The 13833-nt window shown below is 65.9% G+C and carries 14 protein-coding genes; 12 read left to right on the forward strand and 2 right to left on the reverse strand.

Annotated elements, in window-relative coordinates; all coding sequences use genetic code 11:
• Window positions 1-60: 60 nt before the first annotated feature.
• The gene (locus tag IN820_RS07120) at window positions 61-1224 is read right to left on the reverse strand and encodes an ABC transporter substrate-binding protein (protein WP_193680306.1); all 1164 of its coding nucleotides are present in this window, start codon (window positions 1222-1224) and stop codon (window positions 61-63) included.
• 687 nt (window positions 1225-1911) lie between these two features.
• Here IN820_RS07120 and IN820_RS07125 point away from each other — a divergent pair.
• From IN820_RS07125 to IN820_RS07180, 12 genes are all read left to right on the forward strand, one after another.
• Window positions 1912-3045 (forward strand): amidase, encoded by a 1134-nt coding sequence (locus tag IN820_RS07125; RefSeq protein WP_193680307.1) that lies wholly within the window; start codon window positions 1912-1914, stop codon window positions 3043-3045.
• A 1-nt stretch (window position 3046) separates the two neighbouring features.
• A complete protein-coding gene (gene iacA, locus IN820_RS07130) occupies window positions 3047-4216 on the forward strand; it encodes an indole-3-acetate monooxygenase (RefSeq protein WP_193680308.1) in 1170 nt (389 codons plus the stop codon).
• Window positions 4217-4228: 12 nt separating this feature from the next.
• A complete protein-coding gene (locus tag IN820_RS07135; RefSeq protein ID WP_193680309.1) occupies window positions 4229-4591 on the forward strand; it encodes an IacB protein in 363 nt (120 codons plus the stop codon).
• A 5-nt stretch (window positions 4592-4596) separates the two neighbouring features.
• Complete coding sequence (locus IN820_RS07140; protein ID WP_193680310.1) at window positions 4597-5127, forward strand: nuclear transport factor 2 family protein; 531 nt, start codon at window positions 4597-4599, stop codon at window positions 5125-5127.
• A gap of 49 nt (window positions 5128-5176) precedes the next feature.
• Entirely contained in the window at window positions 5177-6451 is a 1275-nt protein-coding gene (locus IN820_RS07145) for an aromatic ring-hydroxylating oxygenase subunit alpha (RefSeq protein ID WP_193680311.1), read from the forward strand.
• A 19-nt stretch (window positions 6452-6470) separates the two neighbouring features.
• Window positions 6471-6947 carry an aromatic-ring-hydroxylating dioxygenase subunit beta gene (locus IN820_RS07150; RefSeq protein WP_193680312.1) on the forward strand — a complete coding sequence of 159 codons (477 nt, stop codon included), beginning with the start codon at window positions 6471-6473 and terminating at the stop codon, window positions 6945-6947.
• A 7-nt stretch (window positions 6948-6954) separates the two neighbouring features.
• Window positions 6955-7695 (forward strand): SDR family NAD(P)-dependent oxidoreductase, encoded by a 741-nt coding sequence (locus IN820_RS07155; RefSeq protein ID WP_193680313.1) that lies wholly within the window; start codon window positions 6955-6957, stop codon window positions 7693-7695.
• Window positions 7696-7741: 46 nt separating this feature from the next.
• Window positions 7742-8701: a PDR/VanB family oxidoreductase gene (locus IN820_RS07160; RefSeq protein WP_193680314.1), complete on the forward strand. Its 960-nt coding sequence runs from the start codon at window positions 7742-7744 to the stop codon at window positions 8699-8701.
• Window positions 8702-8711: 10 nt separating this feature from the next.
• The gene (locus tag IN820_RS07165; protein ID WP_193680315.1) at window positions 8712-9212 is read left to right on the forward strand and encodes a flavin reductase; all 501 of its coding nucleotides are present in this window, start codon (window positions 8712-8714) and stop codon (window positions 9210-9212) included.
• Between the two features lie 157 nt (window positions 9213-9369).
• Complete coding sequence (locus IN820_RS07170) at window positions 9370-10614, forward strand: OprD family porin (RefSeq protein WP_193680316.1); 1245 nt, start codon at window positions 9370-9372, stop codon at window positions 10612-10614.
• Window positions 10615-10855: 241 nt separating this feature from the next.
• On the forward strand, window positions 10856-12043 hold the full coding sequence (locus IN820_RS07175) for an alpha-hydroxy acid oxidase (RefSeq protein ID WP_193680317.1): 1188 nt from the start codon (window positions 10856-10858) through the stop codon (window positions 12041-12043).
• Complete coding sequence (locus IN820_RS07180; protein ID WP_193680318.1) at window positions 12040-12663, forward strand: NIPSNAP family protein; 624 nt, start codon at window positions 12040-12042, stop codon at window positions 12661-12663. The genes IN820_RS07175 and IN820_RS07180 overlap by 4 nt, the downstream gene beginning before the upstream one ends.
• 54 nt (window positions 12664-12717) lie before the next feature.
• On the opposite strand, the gene IN820_RS07185 is transcribed toward IN820_RS07180, so the two are convergent.
• On the reverse strand, window positions 12718-13833 hold the full coding sequence (locus IN820_RS07185) for an ABC transporter permease (RefSeq protein WP_193680319.1): 1116 nt from the start codon (window positions 13831-13833) through the stop codon (window positions 12718-12720).

Below are 13833 nucleotides of genomic sequence, written 5' to 3' on the forward strand. Positions count from 1 at the left end.
CTCTTCTGCCCGCGATGGAGGTGCCGGTAGTGGAGCGGACTCGTGCCTCGTGGCCGATCTTCAGTCCTTGAGCAGAGCCCACTGGCCGTTCTTGACGGTGATCAGCTCGCGGCCGCGCTCATCGAAGCCGCTGTGATCTTCGGGAGTCATGTTGTAGACGCCCTGGGTGGCGGCCAGCTCCTCGGTCTTTTCCAGGGCATCGCGCAGTGCCGCGCGGAACGCCGCAGTACCTGGCTGGGCGGTCTTCTCGGCCTCCGGGATGGCTCGTTCCAGCAGCAACCCGGCGTCGTAGACGTTGGCGCCGAAGGTGGCCGGTGCCTCCCCATACCTTTCTTTGTAGCGATCGATGTAGTCGGCGGCGATGGCCTTGGAAGGGTGGCTGTCGTCCACCTCGTCGATTACCAGCATCAGGCTGGCAGCGAGGATGGTGCCTTCGACCTTCTTTCCGCCAAGCTTGAGGAAGGGATCCAGCGCCGCGCCGTGGGTCTGGTAGATCTGGCCCTTGTAGCCCTGGTCGGCGAGGGTGGTCTGCGGCATCACCGAGGAGCTGCCGGGGGCGGCGATGAGCACGGCGTCGGGCTTGGCCATCAGCACCTTCAGGCCCTGGCCGGTCATGGACGTGTCCTGGCGCTGGAAGCGCTCGTTGGCCGTGATCTTGATGCCGTGCCGCTCGGCCAGCGCGGCCATCACCTTGGCCCAATTCTCACCGTAGGGGTCGGCGGTACCGAGGAAGCCCAGGGTCTTCACGCCGGTCTTGACCATATGTTCGACCAGCGCCTCGGCGATCAGGTCGTCGTTCTGGGTGGTCTTGAACACCCACTTCTTCTGCTCGGTCATCGGCAGCACCACGGCGGCGCTGCCGGTGGGGGCGAGCATCGGGGTCCCGGACTCGGCGGCGAACTGGATCACGCCCATGGCGTTGGGCGACCCGCTCGGCCCGATGATCGCATCCACGCGTTCCTCGTCGATGAGCTTCTTGAAGGCCTTCACCGAGGCGGTCGGGTCGCTGCCGTCGTCGAAGTGGATGTAGCGCACCTTCTGTCCACCGATCTCGGTAGGCATCAGCGCGACGCTGTTCTTCTGCGGGATGCCGACCAGGGCGATCGGGCCAGTGGAGGAGGTGATGACGCCGATCTTCACATCCGCCAGGGCGGTGCCCGGCAGCGCCTGAGACAGGCCCAGTACGCTCGATAGCAGGAATGGCGCAGCTTTCTTCAGCAGCATGTCGTTCTCCAGATGCAAGGCTTCTACGGCTCGTGAACGGCTCGCGAAAGTGCGTTCCGTGCAGTAATCGAGGCTGGCCGGGGGCGTCGTCGACAAGGCGATCGCCATCCTCGGTCGCAGCGAGGGAATTGCAGGTTGTATGCCAGCTGAACGCCTGCACCATCGCTGTGCTCTGCTCGCCAGGGTTCCAGGATCTCCCCGGCGAGGTCGGCGGTCGATCGTTCAGGCGTCTTCTCGACCTTTTGCCAAGGCGCGCCTCGAGCCCAGGAAAAACAATGATTTAAAGCGGAAAAAGAACTGGAATTTTCATGTTTAGGCAGGATTTTTTAGCTGTTTGAAAATGGCATTTCTTCAGCCTAAACGGCAGGTGAAATTTTTTTCATGGTCTAGCCCGGTGAAGGCACAGATAACTGACTTGAAAGTCATATAAAGACTCCTCTGCAAGCACATGTATGAACATAACATCATGATTTAAATCAATAAAATCTCATCGTGAGGCTGTCGGGCCCAGGCCGGATTCGGCTCGAAAAAATGCACTGAATTCGTGCATTTACCAGCCTTAACGCACTGATTTATAGCGAATTTTCTTTTCATAATTCAATTGACATTTCACGTAATTGGCGCGAATTTCTATTTAGCAAATCGCTGCGACCTGTCGTCGCGGCGAGCGTAATAGAGGACCGTGCCGTGACGATCGTCGTCGAACAACTGAGCTTGGGAGGCAACGGGCTGCGTGTGATGGTGAAGGACACCATCGACGTCGCCGGCCATCCCACCCGTGCGTCCAGTCTTGCGCTGGCCGCTGCAGCCCCGGCCGAACGCCACGCCGAGGTGGTGGAAGCCCTGTTGAGCAATGGCGCTCGCCTGACCGGCAAGACCGTGCTGCACGAGCTGGCCTTCGGCACCACCGGCATCAATCATGCCTTCGGGACCGCGCCCAATCCGCACTTTCCGGGACGCATCCCGGGTGGTTCCTCCAGCGGCTCCGCCGCGGCCGTGGCCGCCGGGCTGTGCGACTTCTCGCTGGGCACCGACACCGGTGGCTCGGTACGCATCCCCGCCTGCTGCTGTGGCGTGTTCGGTTTGAAGCCCACCTTCGGCCGGATCAGCCGGCGCGGTGTGATGCCGGCGCAGAGCTCGCTGGACTGCGTCGGTCCCTTCGCCGCCACCCTGCCGATGCTGGAGCGGGCCATGCGCCTGATCGATCCCGGTTTCGGCGCGTTGCCCAAGGTGCAGGCGCCGACCCTCGGCGTCGTTCCGGTGACTGCCACCGAAGGCGTCGAGCGCACCCTGCGGCACGTGCTCGAGGCCAGCGGCCTGCGGCTCGGCGAAGCCCCCCTGATACAGATGACCGCGGCCTATGAAGCCGGCATGGTGGTCATCAACCGGGAGACCTGGAACGCCTGCGCCGCGCTGGTCGAAGGCGGCCGGGTCGCGCCCGATGTCGCTGGCCGCCTGCGTGCCGCCGCACTGACCGGCGATGCCGCGTTGACCGACGCCGAGGCGGTACGCGCGGCCTTCACGGCCGAAGTGGACGCCGCCCTGCAGCGCTTCGACGTACTGGTGCTGCCGACGATGCCCGATTACCCGCTGCGCATCGAAGACGCCGCCGACACCCGTGCGGTGCTCGGCATGACCGCCTTCGTGCGGCCGTTCAACCTGTCCGGCCACCCGGCGCTGACGCTGCCCTTCACCAGTGCCGACGGCCTGCCGGTGGGCCTGCAACTGATTGCCGCCAAGGGCGCCGACGAACTGCTCCTGGCAGTCGCCGGCGAGCTGCTGCGACGCCTGTATTCCAACCCGAGCGATTGTGGAGCCTGATATGACTTCGCTGAACGCGGCTACTCGCGAGCCCGCCGCCCTCACCTCGAGCCCGGATTTTCTGATCCTGCTCGACAACATCCGCCAGCGCGCCCGTACCGGCGAGTTCGATCGCCTGCGGCACATTCCTCAGGACATCATCGAGCGTTTCCGCGCGCTGGGCGTGTATCGCGCTCTGGTGCCGCGCCGCTTCGGCGGCGACGAACGCAGTCCTCGCGAGTTCTGCGAGATGGTCGAGGCGCTGTCCCACGCCGACGGCTCCGCCGGCTGGGTGGCGAGCTTCGGCATGAGCCCGGTGTACCTGGCCTCCCTGCCACCGGACACCATCGCCAAGGTCTATGCCGATGGCCCGGACGTGGTTTTCGCTGGTGGCATCTTCCCGCCGCAGCCGGCCGAGCAGGTCGAAGGCGGCTTCAGGGTCAACGGCCGCTGGAAATATTCCAGCGGCTGCATGGGCGCCCAACTGGTCGGCGTCGGCATCGCACCGAAGAACGGCGACAAGCTCGACCTCCCGCGTCTGGCAGTCATGCCGCAGAAAAAGGCGAGCATCGAGGAAACCTGGGACACCGTCGGCCTGCTCGGCACCGGTAGCCACGATCTGGTGATCGAGGACGTGCTGGTCCCGGAGGAATGGACCTTCGTGCGTGGCGGCAAGCCGAACCTCGACGAGCCGTTCTTCCGCTATCCGTCGCTGTCCTTCGCGACCCAGGTGCTCTCGGTGGTCGGTCTGGGTGTCGCCCGCGCCGCGCTCGACGAGCTTTACGCCATGGCCGGCGATCGCGTTTCGGTGACCGGCGCGCCCGGGCTCGGCGATCGCCCGCTGACGCAGACCGACGTGGCGCGGGCCGAGGCCTCCCTGCGCGCTGCGCGCTGCTTCTTCTACGAGGCCATCGATGAGGCCTGGGCGCACGTGCTGGCGGGCGACCCAGTGCCGGTGCAGACGATCAATCTGCTGCGCCTGTCCTCGACCCATGCCACCCGCGTCGCCGCCGACGTGGCGCGTACGGCGCAGATGCTCAGCGGCATGACCGGCGTCTACAACGATCATCCCCTGGCGCGCTGCGTCAACGACGCCCAGGTCGTCACCCAGCACGCCTTCATGGGCGACATCACCTTCCAGAACGCCGGTGCGGTGTTCTTCGGCAAGAAACCCTTGCCCGGCTACCTCTGACAGGAGCGAGACATGAGCGAGAAAAGACCGCTGCGCGTGCTGTTCTGCATGGGCATCAACCAGAACTTCTTCGACGCCCCGCGCGAGGAGCAGCTCGAGGTCTGGGCGGCGTTCAGCCAGATGTGGAACGGCATCCACGACCTGCCCGGCGTCGCCGTGCTGGGCAACATGGACGACGACCAGAGCATGGTCGGCCCGTCCGATGGCTGGCCCTGGACCACCTACCTGCTCGCCGACGTGCCGGACATCGAGACCGTGCATGCCGCCTGCAACCTGTTCCGTAGCACGCCGGTGGGCGATGGCCCGTACAAGCTGTGGCGCTACGCCAAGGTCGAGGCCCGCGTGGGTCGCGAACTCATCATCCAGCGCGCGTGACCGGCATGAGCAATGAAGTCCGAATCGCCGAACTGGAAGCGCAGCTCGCGCGTTTCCAGGCCGAGCACGCGGCGCGCACCTGCATGAATCGCTACATGGTGCTGTGCGACGCGCTGGATGCGAACACCCCGCTGGACGAGTTGGCCGAACTGTTCACCGTCGACGCCGTGTGGGAAGGCAAGGGCGCGAAGTACGCCAGGAGCTTCGGCGGCTACCGCGGTCGCGCGGCGATCCGCGCCATGTTCGCCGGCTACATGAAGACGCCGGCGCACTTCGCCCTGAACGTGCATTTCCTCGCCTCGGAGCTGATCGAGGTGGACGCCGGCGGCGCCACCGGCAACTGGGTGATGCTGCAGAGCTCGACCTTCGCCGACGGTGGCTCGCACCTGAACGCGGCGCGCCTGACGGTGCGCTTCGTGGTCGAGGACGGCGCCTGGCGGATGGCGCACTTCCAGACCGAGAACCTCTTCGGACGCCCGGTGAGCGCATGGAACGACGATGCCGAGCTGCCGGTGCCCGGACGCCCGGGCCAGTGAATCAACCCCCATCCACGTGTCGGCGCGCGAACGCCGACGAGGAGTGACCGTGAACAAGCTGATCGAAACCGTGACGCTGGAGAGCTCGCCTGCCGAGCTGGTCCAGCCGGACCGTGTGCACACTTCCCTGTACACCGACCCGCAGATCTTCGATGAAGAGATGCAGAGGATCTTCTACAGCACCTGGGTCTGGGTGGCCCATGAAAGCGAAATACCCGATGCCGGCAGCTACAAGAGCACCTACATCGGCAAGCAGCCGGTGATCGTCGTGCGCGACCGCAAGAAGCAGGTGCACGTGCTGCTCAACCGCTGCCGCCACCGCGGCGCCACCGTCTGCGAGCACAAGAAGGGCAAGACCAGCAGCTTCGTCTGCCCCTACCACGGCTGGAGCTACGCCCTGGACGGCTCGCTGCGCGGCGTACCGCATCCGGAGAGCTACGGCGAATGCCTGGACAAGGGCGAGTTCCCGCTGGTTTCGCTGCGCGTGGAGGCCTACGCCGGCATGCTGTTCGCCACCTTCAAGGACGACATCGAGCCGCTGGTGGACTTCCTCGGCCCGGCGAAGAAATGGATGGACCTGTTCATGAAGCAGGGGGCCGGCTATGGCATCAAGGTGCCCGGCGAGCACCGCTTCCGCTTCCCCGGCAACTGGAAGATCCAGCTGGAGAACACCACCGACGCCTATCACTTCCCGCTGGTGCACAAGTCGTTCCTGTCCTCGGTCGACCAGCAGACCCTGGACATGCTCGATTTCGTCGAAGGTCCCGGCTACGTCGAGGACCTGGGCAACGGCCACAGCGTGATGGTGATGATCCCCGAGCTGGTCGACCTGGAAGCCGACCTGGACAAGCCGATCCCCGCGCGCTTCGAGGAACTGGCCCAGGCGCTGCGTGACGAGGGCATCGAAGAGATGCAGGTGCGCCGCATCGTCCGCGCCGTCGGTGGTTCGGGCTTCAACCTCAATCTGTTCCCCAACGTCGCCTGCTCGATGGCGTTCTTCCGCGTGCTGCAGCCGATTTCGGTGAACGAGACCGAGATCCATCACGCCGTGATCACCATGGACGGCGGCCCGGCCGTGGCCAACCGCTACCGCCTGCGCCTGCACGAGCACTTCCAGGGGCCCATGGGCTTCGGCACCCCGGACGATTCCGAAGCCTGGGAGCGCGTGCAGAAGGGCAGCCATGCCGGCGAGGACCTGTGGATCCTGCTCAACCGCGGCCTGCCCGGCGAGAAACCGACCGAGGACGGCCGCGTCAGCGACGTCTCGGCCGAGACCGGCATGCGCGCCGCCTACCAGCAGTGGAAAAAGATGATGTCGGCCTGACCGACCGGAGAGTGCTTCGATGAACCTGCAACTGCTTCAGCAAGTCACCGCCTTCATCTGGCAGGAAGGCGACATGCTCGACCACGGCGAATACGATGCCTGGCTGTCGCTGTGGAGCGAGAAAGGGGTCTACGTGATCCCCATCAACCCCACCGAAGAGGATTTCGAGAACAGCCTCAACTACGCCTACGACGACGCCCACATGCGCGAGAAGCGCGTGGTGCGCCTGACCGGCGGCGAGTCCATCTCCACCACCCCGGTGCCGCGTACGGTGCGCACCCTGTCGCGTTTTCGCGTGCTCTACGAGGACGCCGAGTACGTCACCGTGCGCTGCGCCCAGAACCTGCGCGAATTCCGCAAGGACGCCCTCAAGCACTACAGCGCGGACATCGTGTACGAGCTGGAGCGTGCCGGCGACGGCTTCAGGATCCAGCGCAAGCTGATCCGCCTGATCAACTCCGACGATGCCCTGGCCGGCATCGGCTACATCCTCTGAGGTCGCCATGAGCCAGATCGCACTGGTCACCGGCGCGGCCCAGGGGCTGGGCAACGCCATCGCCGGCCGGCTGTTCGCCGCCGGCTACGCCGTCGTCGTCAGCGACCTCTCGCTGGTGGGCGCCCAGGCTGCCGCTGCCGAGCTCGACCCGAGTGGCGAGCGCGTCCTGGCGGTGAAGCTCGACGTCGCGTCGAAGGCCGACTTCGAGGCCGCGCTGGCCGCCACCCTGGCGCGTTTCGGCGCGCTGCACGTGGCCGTCAACAACGCCGCCATGACCCTGGCAACGCCGGTCATGCAGATCTCTCCGGAGGAGTTCGACCGAGTGCTGCTGACCAACACCCGTGGCACCTTCGTTGGCTGCCAGGTGCTAGGCGCGCACATGGCCGCCAACGGCTACGGACGCATCGTCAACCTGGCCTCGCTGGCCGGGCAGAACGGCGGTACCTCCACCGGTGCGCACTACGCCGCCTCCAAGGGCGCCATCGTCACCCTGACCAAGATCTTCGCCCGCGAGCTGGCGGCCAGCGGGGTGACGGTCAATGCCATCGCGCCCGGCCCGATCGACTCGCCCATGGTGCATGCGGTGGTGCCGGCGGACCGGCTGGAATCGCTGATCCAGAACATCCCGGTGAAGCGCCTGGGCGATGCCGACTTCATCGGCGACCTGGTGGTGCAGCTGGCGCGCCCGGAGGCCTATTTCGCCACCGGCGCGACCTGGGACGTGAACGGCGGCCTGTACCTGCGCTGAGCCCTCGGGCCGCGCGACAACCTTTGACGTAGGACGGGGTGACCCGATGACTGAACAACTTGTGAAGGTCGTGGTGCACAAGCGCCAGTTGCAGGGCGACGACGTCGTCGTGCTCGACCTGATTCCTGCCGACGGCAGCGGTTTGCCGACCTTCGAGGCCGGCGCCCACGTGGACCTGCACGTCGCCCCCGGCCTGGTGCGCCAGTACTCGCTGTGCGGCGACCCGGCCGAGCGTGCCGTCTACCGCCTCGGCGTGCTCAAGGACCCGGCCTCGCGCGGCGGCTCGAACGCCGTTCACGAGACCCTGCTGGAAGGCGCCGAGGTGATCATCGGCGCGCCACGCAACCTGTTTCCGCTGGCGCCCGAGGCCAGGCGCTCGATCCTCGTCGGCGGCGGCATCGGCATCACCCCGATGATCGCCATGGCCTATGCGCTGCATGCCCGTGGGGCCGATTTCGAGCTGCACTACTGCGGCCGCTCGCGCCGCCGCAGCGCCTTTCTCGAAGAGCTGGCCTCCTCGCCTTTCGCCTCGCGGGTGTTTACCCACTTTGACGACGAGGCGGCCGGGCAGCGTCTCGATCCTGATGCCGTACTGGGCCGCGCCGAGCCGGGCGTGCACCTGTATACCTGCGGCCCCACCGGCTTCATGGACTGGATCATCGGCGAGGCCGCGCAGCGCGGCTACCCGGATGAACAGATCCACCGCGAGTACTTCCAGGTCGAGGTGGACGCCTCGGGCTCCGGCTTCGAGGTGGTCGCCGCGCGCAGCGGCAAGACCGTCCAGGTCGCGCAGGGCCAGAGCATCCTCGATGCGCTCGCCGACGTCGGGATCAAGGTGGAGAAATCCTGCGAGCAGGGCGTTTGCGGCACCTGCCTGTGCGACGTGCTCGAAGGCGAGCCTGATCACCGCGACGTCTACCTGACCGATGAAGAAAAGGCCGCCGGCGACCAGATCCTGGTCTGTTGCTCGCGGTCGCGGTCGCAAACCCTCGTCCTGGATATCTAGGAGGCCCGTCATGGTTGCCGTAACCGATTTTCGCAATGCCATGGCCATGCTCGGTGGCGCCGTCACGGTGATCACCACCGACGGCCCCGCCGGTCGCTTCGGCTTCACCGCCTCGGCGGTGTGCACCGTCACCGACACCCCGCCCACCCTGCTGGTGTGCATGAACCGTTCGTCTTTCGCCAATGAGCACTTCAAGAGCAACGGCGTGCTCTGCGTGAACGTCCTGGCCGGCGACCACCAGGTCGTCTCCGGCACCTTCGCCGATCGTAACCTGCGCACCGAGGAGCGCTTCGCCTCGCACGCCTGGTCCGCCCTGCAAAGCGGCGCGCCTGCTCTGGACGAGGCGCTGGTCAACTTCGACTGCCGCATTGCCCACATCCACGAGGTGGGGACCCACAACATCTTCTACTGCGACGTCCTGCAGATCCGCCAGGGGCCGTCGCGCGAAGCGCTGGTGTACTTCGACCGCGCCTACCACCGGCTCTGCGAGGACTCCAAGGCCAGCCGCTGAACCCCATGACCAGAACCCGACCGCCGAGTCGGGCAGCGCGGAAGGTTCAGCCTGCCGCTCTCGCGTCGAGCGCACCGCCAGAGTGCGCCACGCCTTCGACTGCCACCTTTGGACCTTTGGACTGCTCACCAACTCAGCACACGAAAAGGAGCGGCACATGTTCTATCAGTCCTTGCTTGCGCGCGCCATCCGGGGCGCCTGCGTCCTCGGGGCGCTGGGGGCCCCCCTCGCGGCCCAGGCCGATTTCGTCGACGACAGCCACCTGAAGCTCGACCTGCGCAACTACTACCTGCATCGCAATTTCACCGAGAGCGGAGCGCCCGAGTCGCGGATCGGCAACTGGTCGCAGGGCTTCGACCTGCAGTTCGCTTCCGGCTACACCGACACGCCGATCCAGTTCGGCCTGGACCTGAACGCCCAGTTCGCCTATGTGATGGACTCGCAGGGCAACGATGGTTCGTTGCCGCTCGACAGCGATGGCGAAGCGGTGGACAACTACAGCCGCGCGGGCGCGACCTTGAAGATGAAATACTCCAAGACCGAGCTGAAGGTCGGCGACATGCGTCCGCAGCTGCCCATCGCCTTCCATGATCCGAGCCGCCAGTTGGACACCATCTACCAGGGCGCGGTAGTCGAATCCAAGGAGATCGATGGCCTGACCCTTACCGGCGGCCGCTTCTGGTCGGCGGTGACCCGGGAATCGTCGGATCACGAGAAATTCTACAAATACGGCTCCACCGATGATCTCGACAGCGATGGCCTGGACTTCGCCGGCGCCACCTACGACATCACTCGGAGCCTGCAGGCCAGCTACTTTCACGCGGTCATGAACGACATCTACCGGCAGCAGTATCTCGGTTTGGTGCACCGCGCCGATCTGGGCAACGGCTACGGCCTGCGTACCGACGTGCGCTGGTTCGACAACGAGGAGCAGGGTGACGCGCTCAACGGCGAAATCGACAACCGCGCGCTGTCCACCGGCATCGCCCTGACCAAGGGCGGCCACAAGGTGAGCCTGGTCTACCAGCGCATGTACGGCGAGAGCATGTTTCCCACTCCCAACGGTTACATTCCGCAGTTCTACTTGCTGAACTGGGCCAACCAGCCGTTCATGCGCCCGAAGGAGCGCTCGGTGGGCATCGGCTACGCCTATGATTTCGCCGACCTGGGCATTCCGGGCCTGACCTTCAACACCCGCTACATTCGCGGAACCGACATCGACCTGGGGGCCACCACCGGTTCCGAGAACGAGCGTGACATCGCCGTGCGCTATGTGTTGCAGGACGGCGCGCTCAAGGGCCTGGCTTTCGAATGGAAGAACTACCACGTGCAACAGCACAATTTCGGCAGCGACTTCGTCGAGAATCGCCTCATCACCTCCTACACCTGGAACTTCTGGTAAGCGCTGGGGCTTGCTCCGACCTGGCGGTCGGAGCGCGATAGCGCACTCGATGGTTCGTGTTTCCCATGGCGCGTCACGGCGCCGTGGTTCCGGGCGGCGCGCAAGCGCGCGGGCTCAGGCGCAGCGACCTCGCCAGGTTGTGTGCCTGAGCAAGCCGTTCGGCCCCGTTTTTGCTCCCTTCGCCCGGAGCGCTTTCCGGGCTTTTTTAACGGCGGCCCACGGACCGTCGGAAGGATGGAAGATGCGTAACTACTATTGCGGCGGCGACCTGCAGCGCTACCACAGCATCGCCGAGCTGGCCGCCACGGCCCGTCGCCGCCTGCCATATTTCGCCTGGGAATACCTGGAAGGCGGTGCTGAGCAGGAATGGACCCTGCGGCGTAATCGCGCCGCCTTCGATGCCTGGGGGCTGCAGTCACGGACCCTGGTGCCGGCGCACCCGCCGGCCACCGGTCGGCATTTACTCGGCCAGGAAACACCGCTGCCGTTCGGCATCGCTCCGACCGGTTACAACGCCATGCTGTTTCCCGATGCGGATCTGCATCTGGCTCGCGCTGCCGCACGGCGCGGCCTACCGTTCAGCCTGAGTACCGTTTCCAACGCCTCCCTGGAAAATGTGCGTGCGGCAGCGCCGGATGCCAACCTGTGGTTCCAGCTCTACCCGATGCGCGATCCGAAGATTCAGGCCGACCTGCTCGCCCGCGCCGAACGCCAGGGGGTGTCGACCCTGCTGATGACCAGCGACGCCTCGACGCTCGGCAACCGGGAGTGGGACCGGCGCAACTTCGCGCGGCCGCGCTGCCTCTCGTTGCGCAATAAGCTCGACGTGCTGCGCCATCCGGGCTGGCTGCGCCGGGTGATGTGGCCGAAAGGGTTGCCAATCATGGGCAACCTGGCGCCGTACATCCCGCTATCCGAACGTAACGCGCTGGGTTCCATGCAATTCGTGGCACAGCAGATGGACACCCTGCTCGACTGGGAGAAGCTGGCCCGCCTGCGCGACGCGTGGAAAGGCCGGCTACTGCTCAAGGGGGTGCTGCATCCGGCAGACGCCGAGCGGGCCATCGCTCTGGGCCTGGATGGCATCGTCATCACCAATCACGGTGGCCGCCAATTGGACGGCGCACCCTCCAGCCTGGAAGCAGTGGCGGCCATCGCGCCGGTAGCCCGCGGGCGCCTTGCGCTGCTGCTCGACAGCGGCATCCGCCGCGGCAGCGATATCGTCAAGGCGCTGGCCCATGGCGCGGACATGGTGCTGCTCGGTCGCGCCACGCTCTACGGTGTTGCGGTGGCCGGCGAGGCCGGCGCGGGGCGGGCTCTCGATCTGCTCGCCGACGAATTGCGTCTGACGCTCAACCTGATGGGCTGTGCCGGGATCGATGCGCTGGATGGCGACTGGTTGCTGCGGGCCCGGGAGATCGGTCGATGAACGCCTTCGAGCTGCTGCAACTGACCCTGCGCCCGGGAAGCCTGGGCGTCGCCCAGCCGGCACTGCGCGACGCCTTGGCCGCCAGCACCGCCGGTGTCACCCTGCTCGGCTGCTGGTATTCGGAAATCGGCACGCTGAATCGTCTGACGCTGCTTCGCGGATTTCCCGACGATGTGGTTCGGGACGTCGAGCGTGAACGCTACCTGCTCACCCCGGACCCCTTCGGCGTGGATGCCTGGCTGGAAACGATGGAGGTAGGCGACTACAGGCTATTCCCCTTCCTCTCGCTGCCGCCGCCCGGCACCTATGGGCCGTTCTACGAACTGCGCGAATACGAACTCATCGCTCATGGCCTGCCGCCCACCTTGGATGGCTGGCGCCAAGCGCTCGGGCGGCGCACGGCAGAGGCTTATTCGCCTATTTACGGAGCGTTCTACGCCACCTCCGGCAGGCTGCCGCGCATCCTGCATATCTGGCCTTATGCGAGCCTGGAACAACGCCTGGACGTGCGCACCCGCTCGGTGGCGGAGGGTGCCTGGCCGCCGGAGAACTCCACCCCGCAGTTGCGGCAGATGCAATCGACAGTGTACCTGCCGACGACATTCTCACCGTTGCGTTAGTCATTGACGTGGCGTGAAGCGCGATTATGCCTGCGCAGGCAACGGCGGCGGCCGCTAGCGCAACGACTTGCGCAGCCGCGACAGCGCCCCGAGAAAGAACACCGCGCCGATCACCAGCAGCGCCAGCAGCTGCGGCCAGATCACCGAAACGCCGGCGCCGCGGAAGAGGATCGCCTGGGCCAGTTCGATGAAGTGCGTGGTGGGCGCCGCCAGCATGATGTGCTGCACCAGCGCGGGCATGCTCTCGCGTGGGGTCATACCGCCGGAAAGGATCTGCAGCGGCATCAGCACGAGGATGATCAGCAGGCCCAGCTGCGGCATCGAGCGCGCCACGGTGCCGAAGAAAATGCCCATCGAGGTGGTGGCGAACAGGTGCAGCGCGGCGCCGCCCATGAACAGCAGCAGCGAGCCCTGGATCGGGATCTGCAGCCAGCCCTCGACGATCACGCGCAGGGCGAACGCCGAGGCCAGCAGCACCACCAGGCCCATCGCCCAGACCTTGGCCAGCATGATCTCGAACGGCGTCACCGGCATCACCAGCAGGTGTTCGATGGTGCCGTGCTCGCGTTCGCGGATCAGCGCGGCGCCGGTGAGGATGATCGAGAGCATGGTGATCTGGTTGATCACCTCGTTCACCGCGCCGAACCAGGCGCGCGTCAGGTTGGGGTTGAAGGCGGTGCGCACCACCGCCTCCACCGGTAGCGCGGCATTGGCGCGGTAGCGCTGGACGAAGGCGCTGACCTCGTCGTTGATGATCTGCTGGATGTGCCCGGCGCCGGTGAACGCCTGGCTGACCTGGGTGGCGTCGACGTTGAGTTGGATGGTCGGCGTGCGCCCGGCCAGCAGGTCGGCCTGGAAGTCCGGCGGAATGTTCAGGGTGAAGGTGTAGAAACCGGCGTCCATGCCGCTGTCCATCTGCCGCAGGTCGATGGGGATCGGCGGCAGGAAGTAGGGCAGCTGGAAGGCGTTGAGGATGCGCTGCGAAGCCTGCGACTGATCCTCGTCGACCACCGCCAGGGTGGCCCGGTGCGGCGCTTCGGGCAAGGCGGTGGCGGCGGTGTAGATGGCCAGGGTGAAGGCGTAGACGATCAGCACCAGCAGCGCCGGGTCGCGGTACAGGCTGCGCAGTTCCTTGAGGCCGAGCTGGAAGACGTTGCCGAGTGTGCGCAT

It is taken from the genome of Pseudomonas lopnurensis (assembly GCF_015070855.1).
Lineage (GTDB): Bacteria > Pseudomonadota > Gammaproteobacteria > Pseudomonadales > Pseudomonadaceae > Stutzerimonas > Stutzerimonas lopnurensis.

What these genes read in the sequence shown, in the direction of transcription:
- IN820_RS07160 (WP_193680314.1), top strand. Translation starts at nt 7,742, where the DNA reads ATGACTGAACAACTTGTGAAGGTCGTGGTGCACAAGCGCCAGTTGCAG.
- IN820_RS07185 (WP_193680319.1), bottom strand. Translation starts at nt 13,833, where the DNA reads ATGCGCACACTCGGCAACGTCTTCCAGCTCGGCCTCAAGGAACTGCGC.
- IN820_RS07150 (WP_193680312.1), top strand. Translation starts at nt 6,471, where the DNA reads ATGAACCTGCAACTGCTTCAGCAAGTCACCGCCTTCATCTGGCAGGAA.
- IN820_RS07170 (WP_193680316.1), top strand. Translation starts at nt 9,370, where the DNA reads ATGTTCTATCAGTCCTTGCTTGCGCGCGCCATCCGGGGCGCCTGCGTC.
- IN820_RS07155 (WP_193680313.1), top strand. Translation starts at nt 6,955, where the DNA reads ATGAGCCAGATCGCACTGGTCACCGGCGCGGCCCAGGGGCTGGGCAAC.
- IN820_RS07135 (WP_193680309.1), top strand. Translation starts at nt 4,229, where the DNA reads ATGAGCGAGAAAAGACCGCTGCGCGTGCTGTTCTGCATGGGCATCAAC.
- IN820_RS07140 (WP_193680310.1), top strand. Translation starts at nt 4,597, where the DNA reads ATGAGCAATGAAGTCCGAATCGCCGAACTGGAAGCGCAGCTCGCGCGT.
- iacA (WP_193680308.1), top strand. Translation starts at nt 3,047, where the DNA reads ATGACTTCGCTGAACGCGGCTACTCGCGAGCCCGCCGCCCTCACCTCG.
- IN820_RS07120 (WP_193680306.1), bottom strand. Translation starts at nt 1,224, where the DNA reads ATGCTGCTGAAGAAAGCTGCGCCATTCCTGCTATCGAGCGTACTGGGC.
- IN820_RS07165 (WP_193680315.1), top strand. Translation starts at nt 8,712, where the DNA reads ATGGTTGCCGTAACCGATTTTCGCAATGCCATGGCCATGCTCGGTGGC.
- IN820_RS07175 (WP_193680317.1), top strand. Translation starts at nt 10,856, where the DNA reads ATGCGTAACTACTATTGCGGCGGCGACCTGCAGCGCTACCACAGCATC.
- IN820_RS07180 (WP_193680318.1), top strand. Translation starts at nt 12,040, where the DNA reads ATGAACGCCTTCGAGCTGCTGCAACTGACCCTGCGCCCGGGAAGCCTG.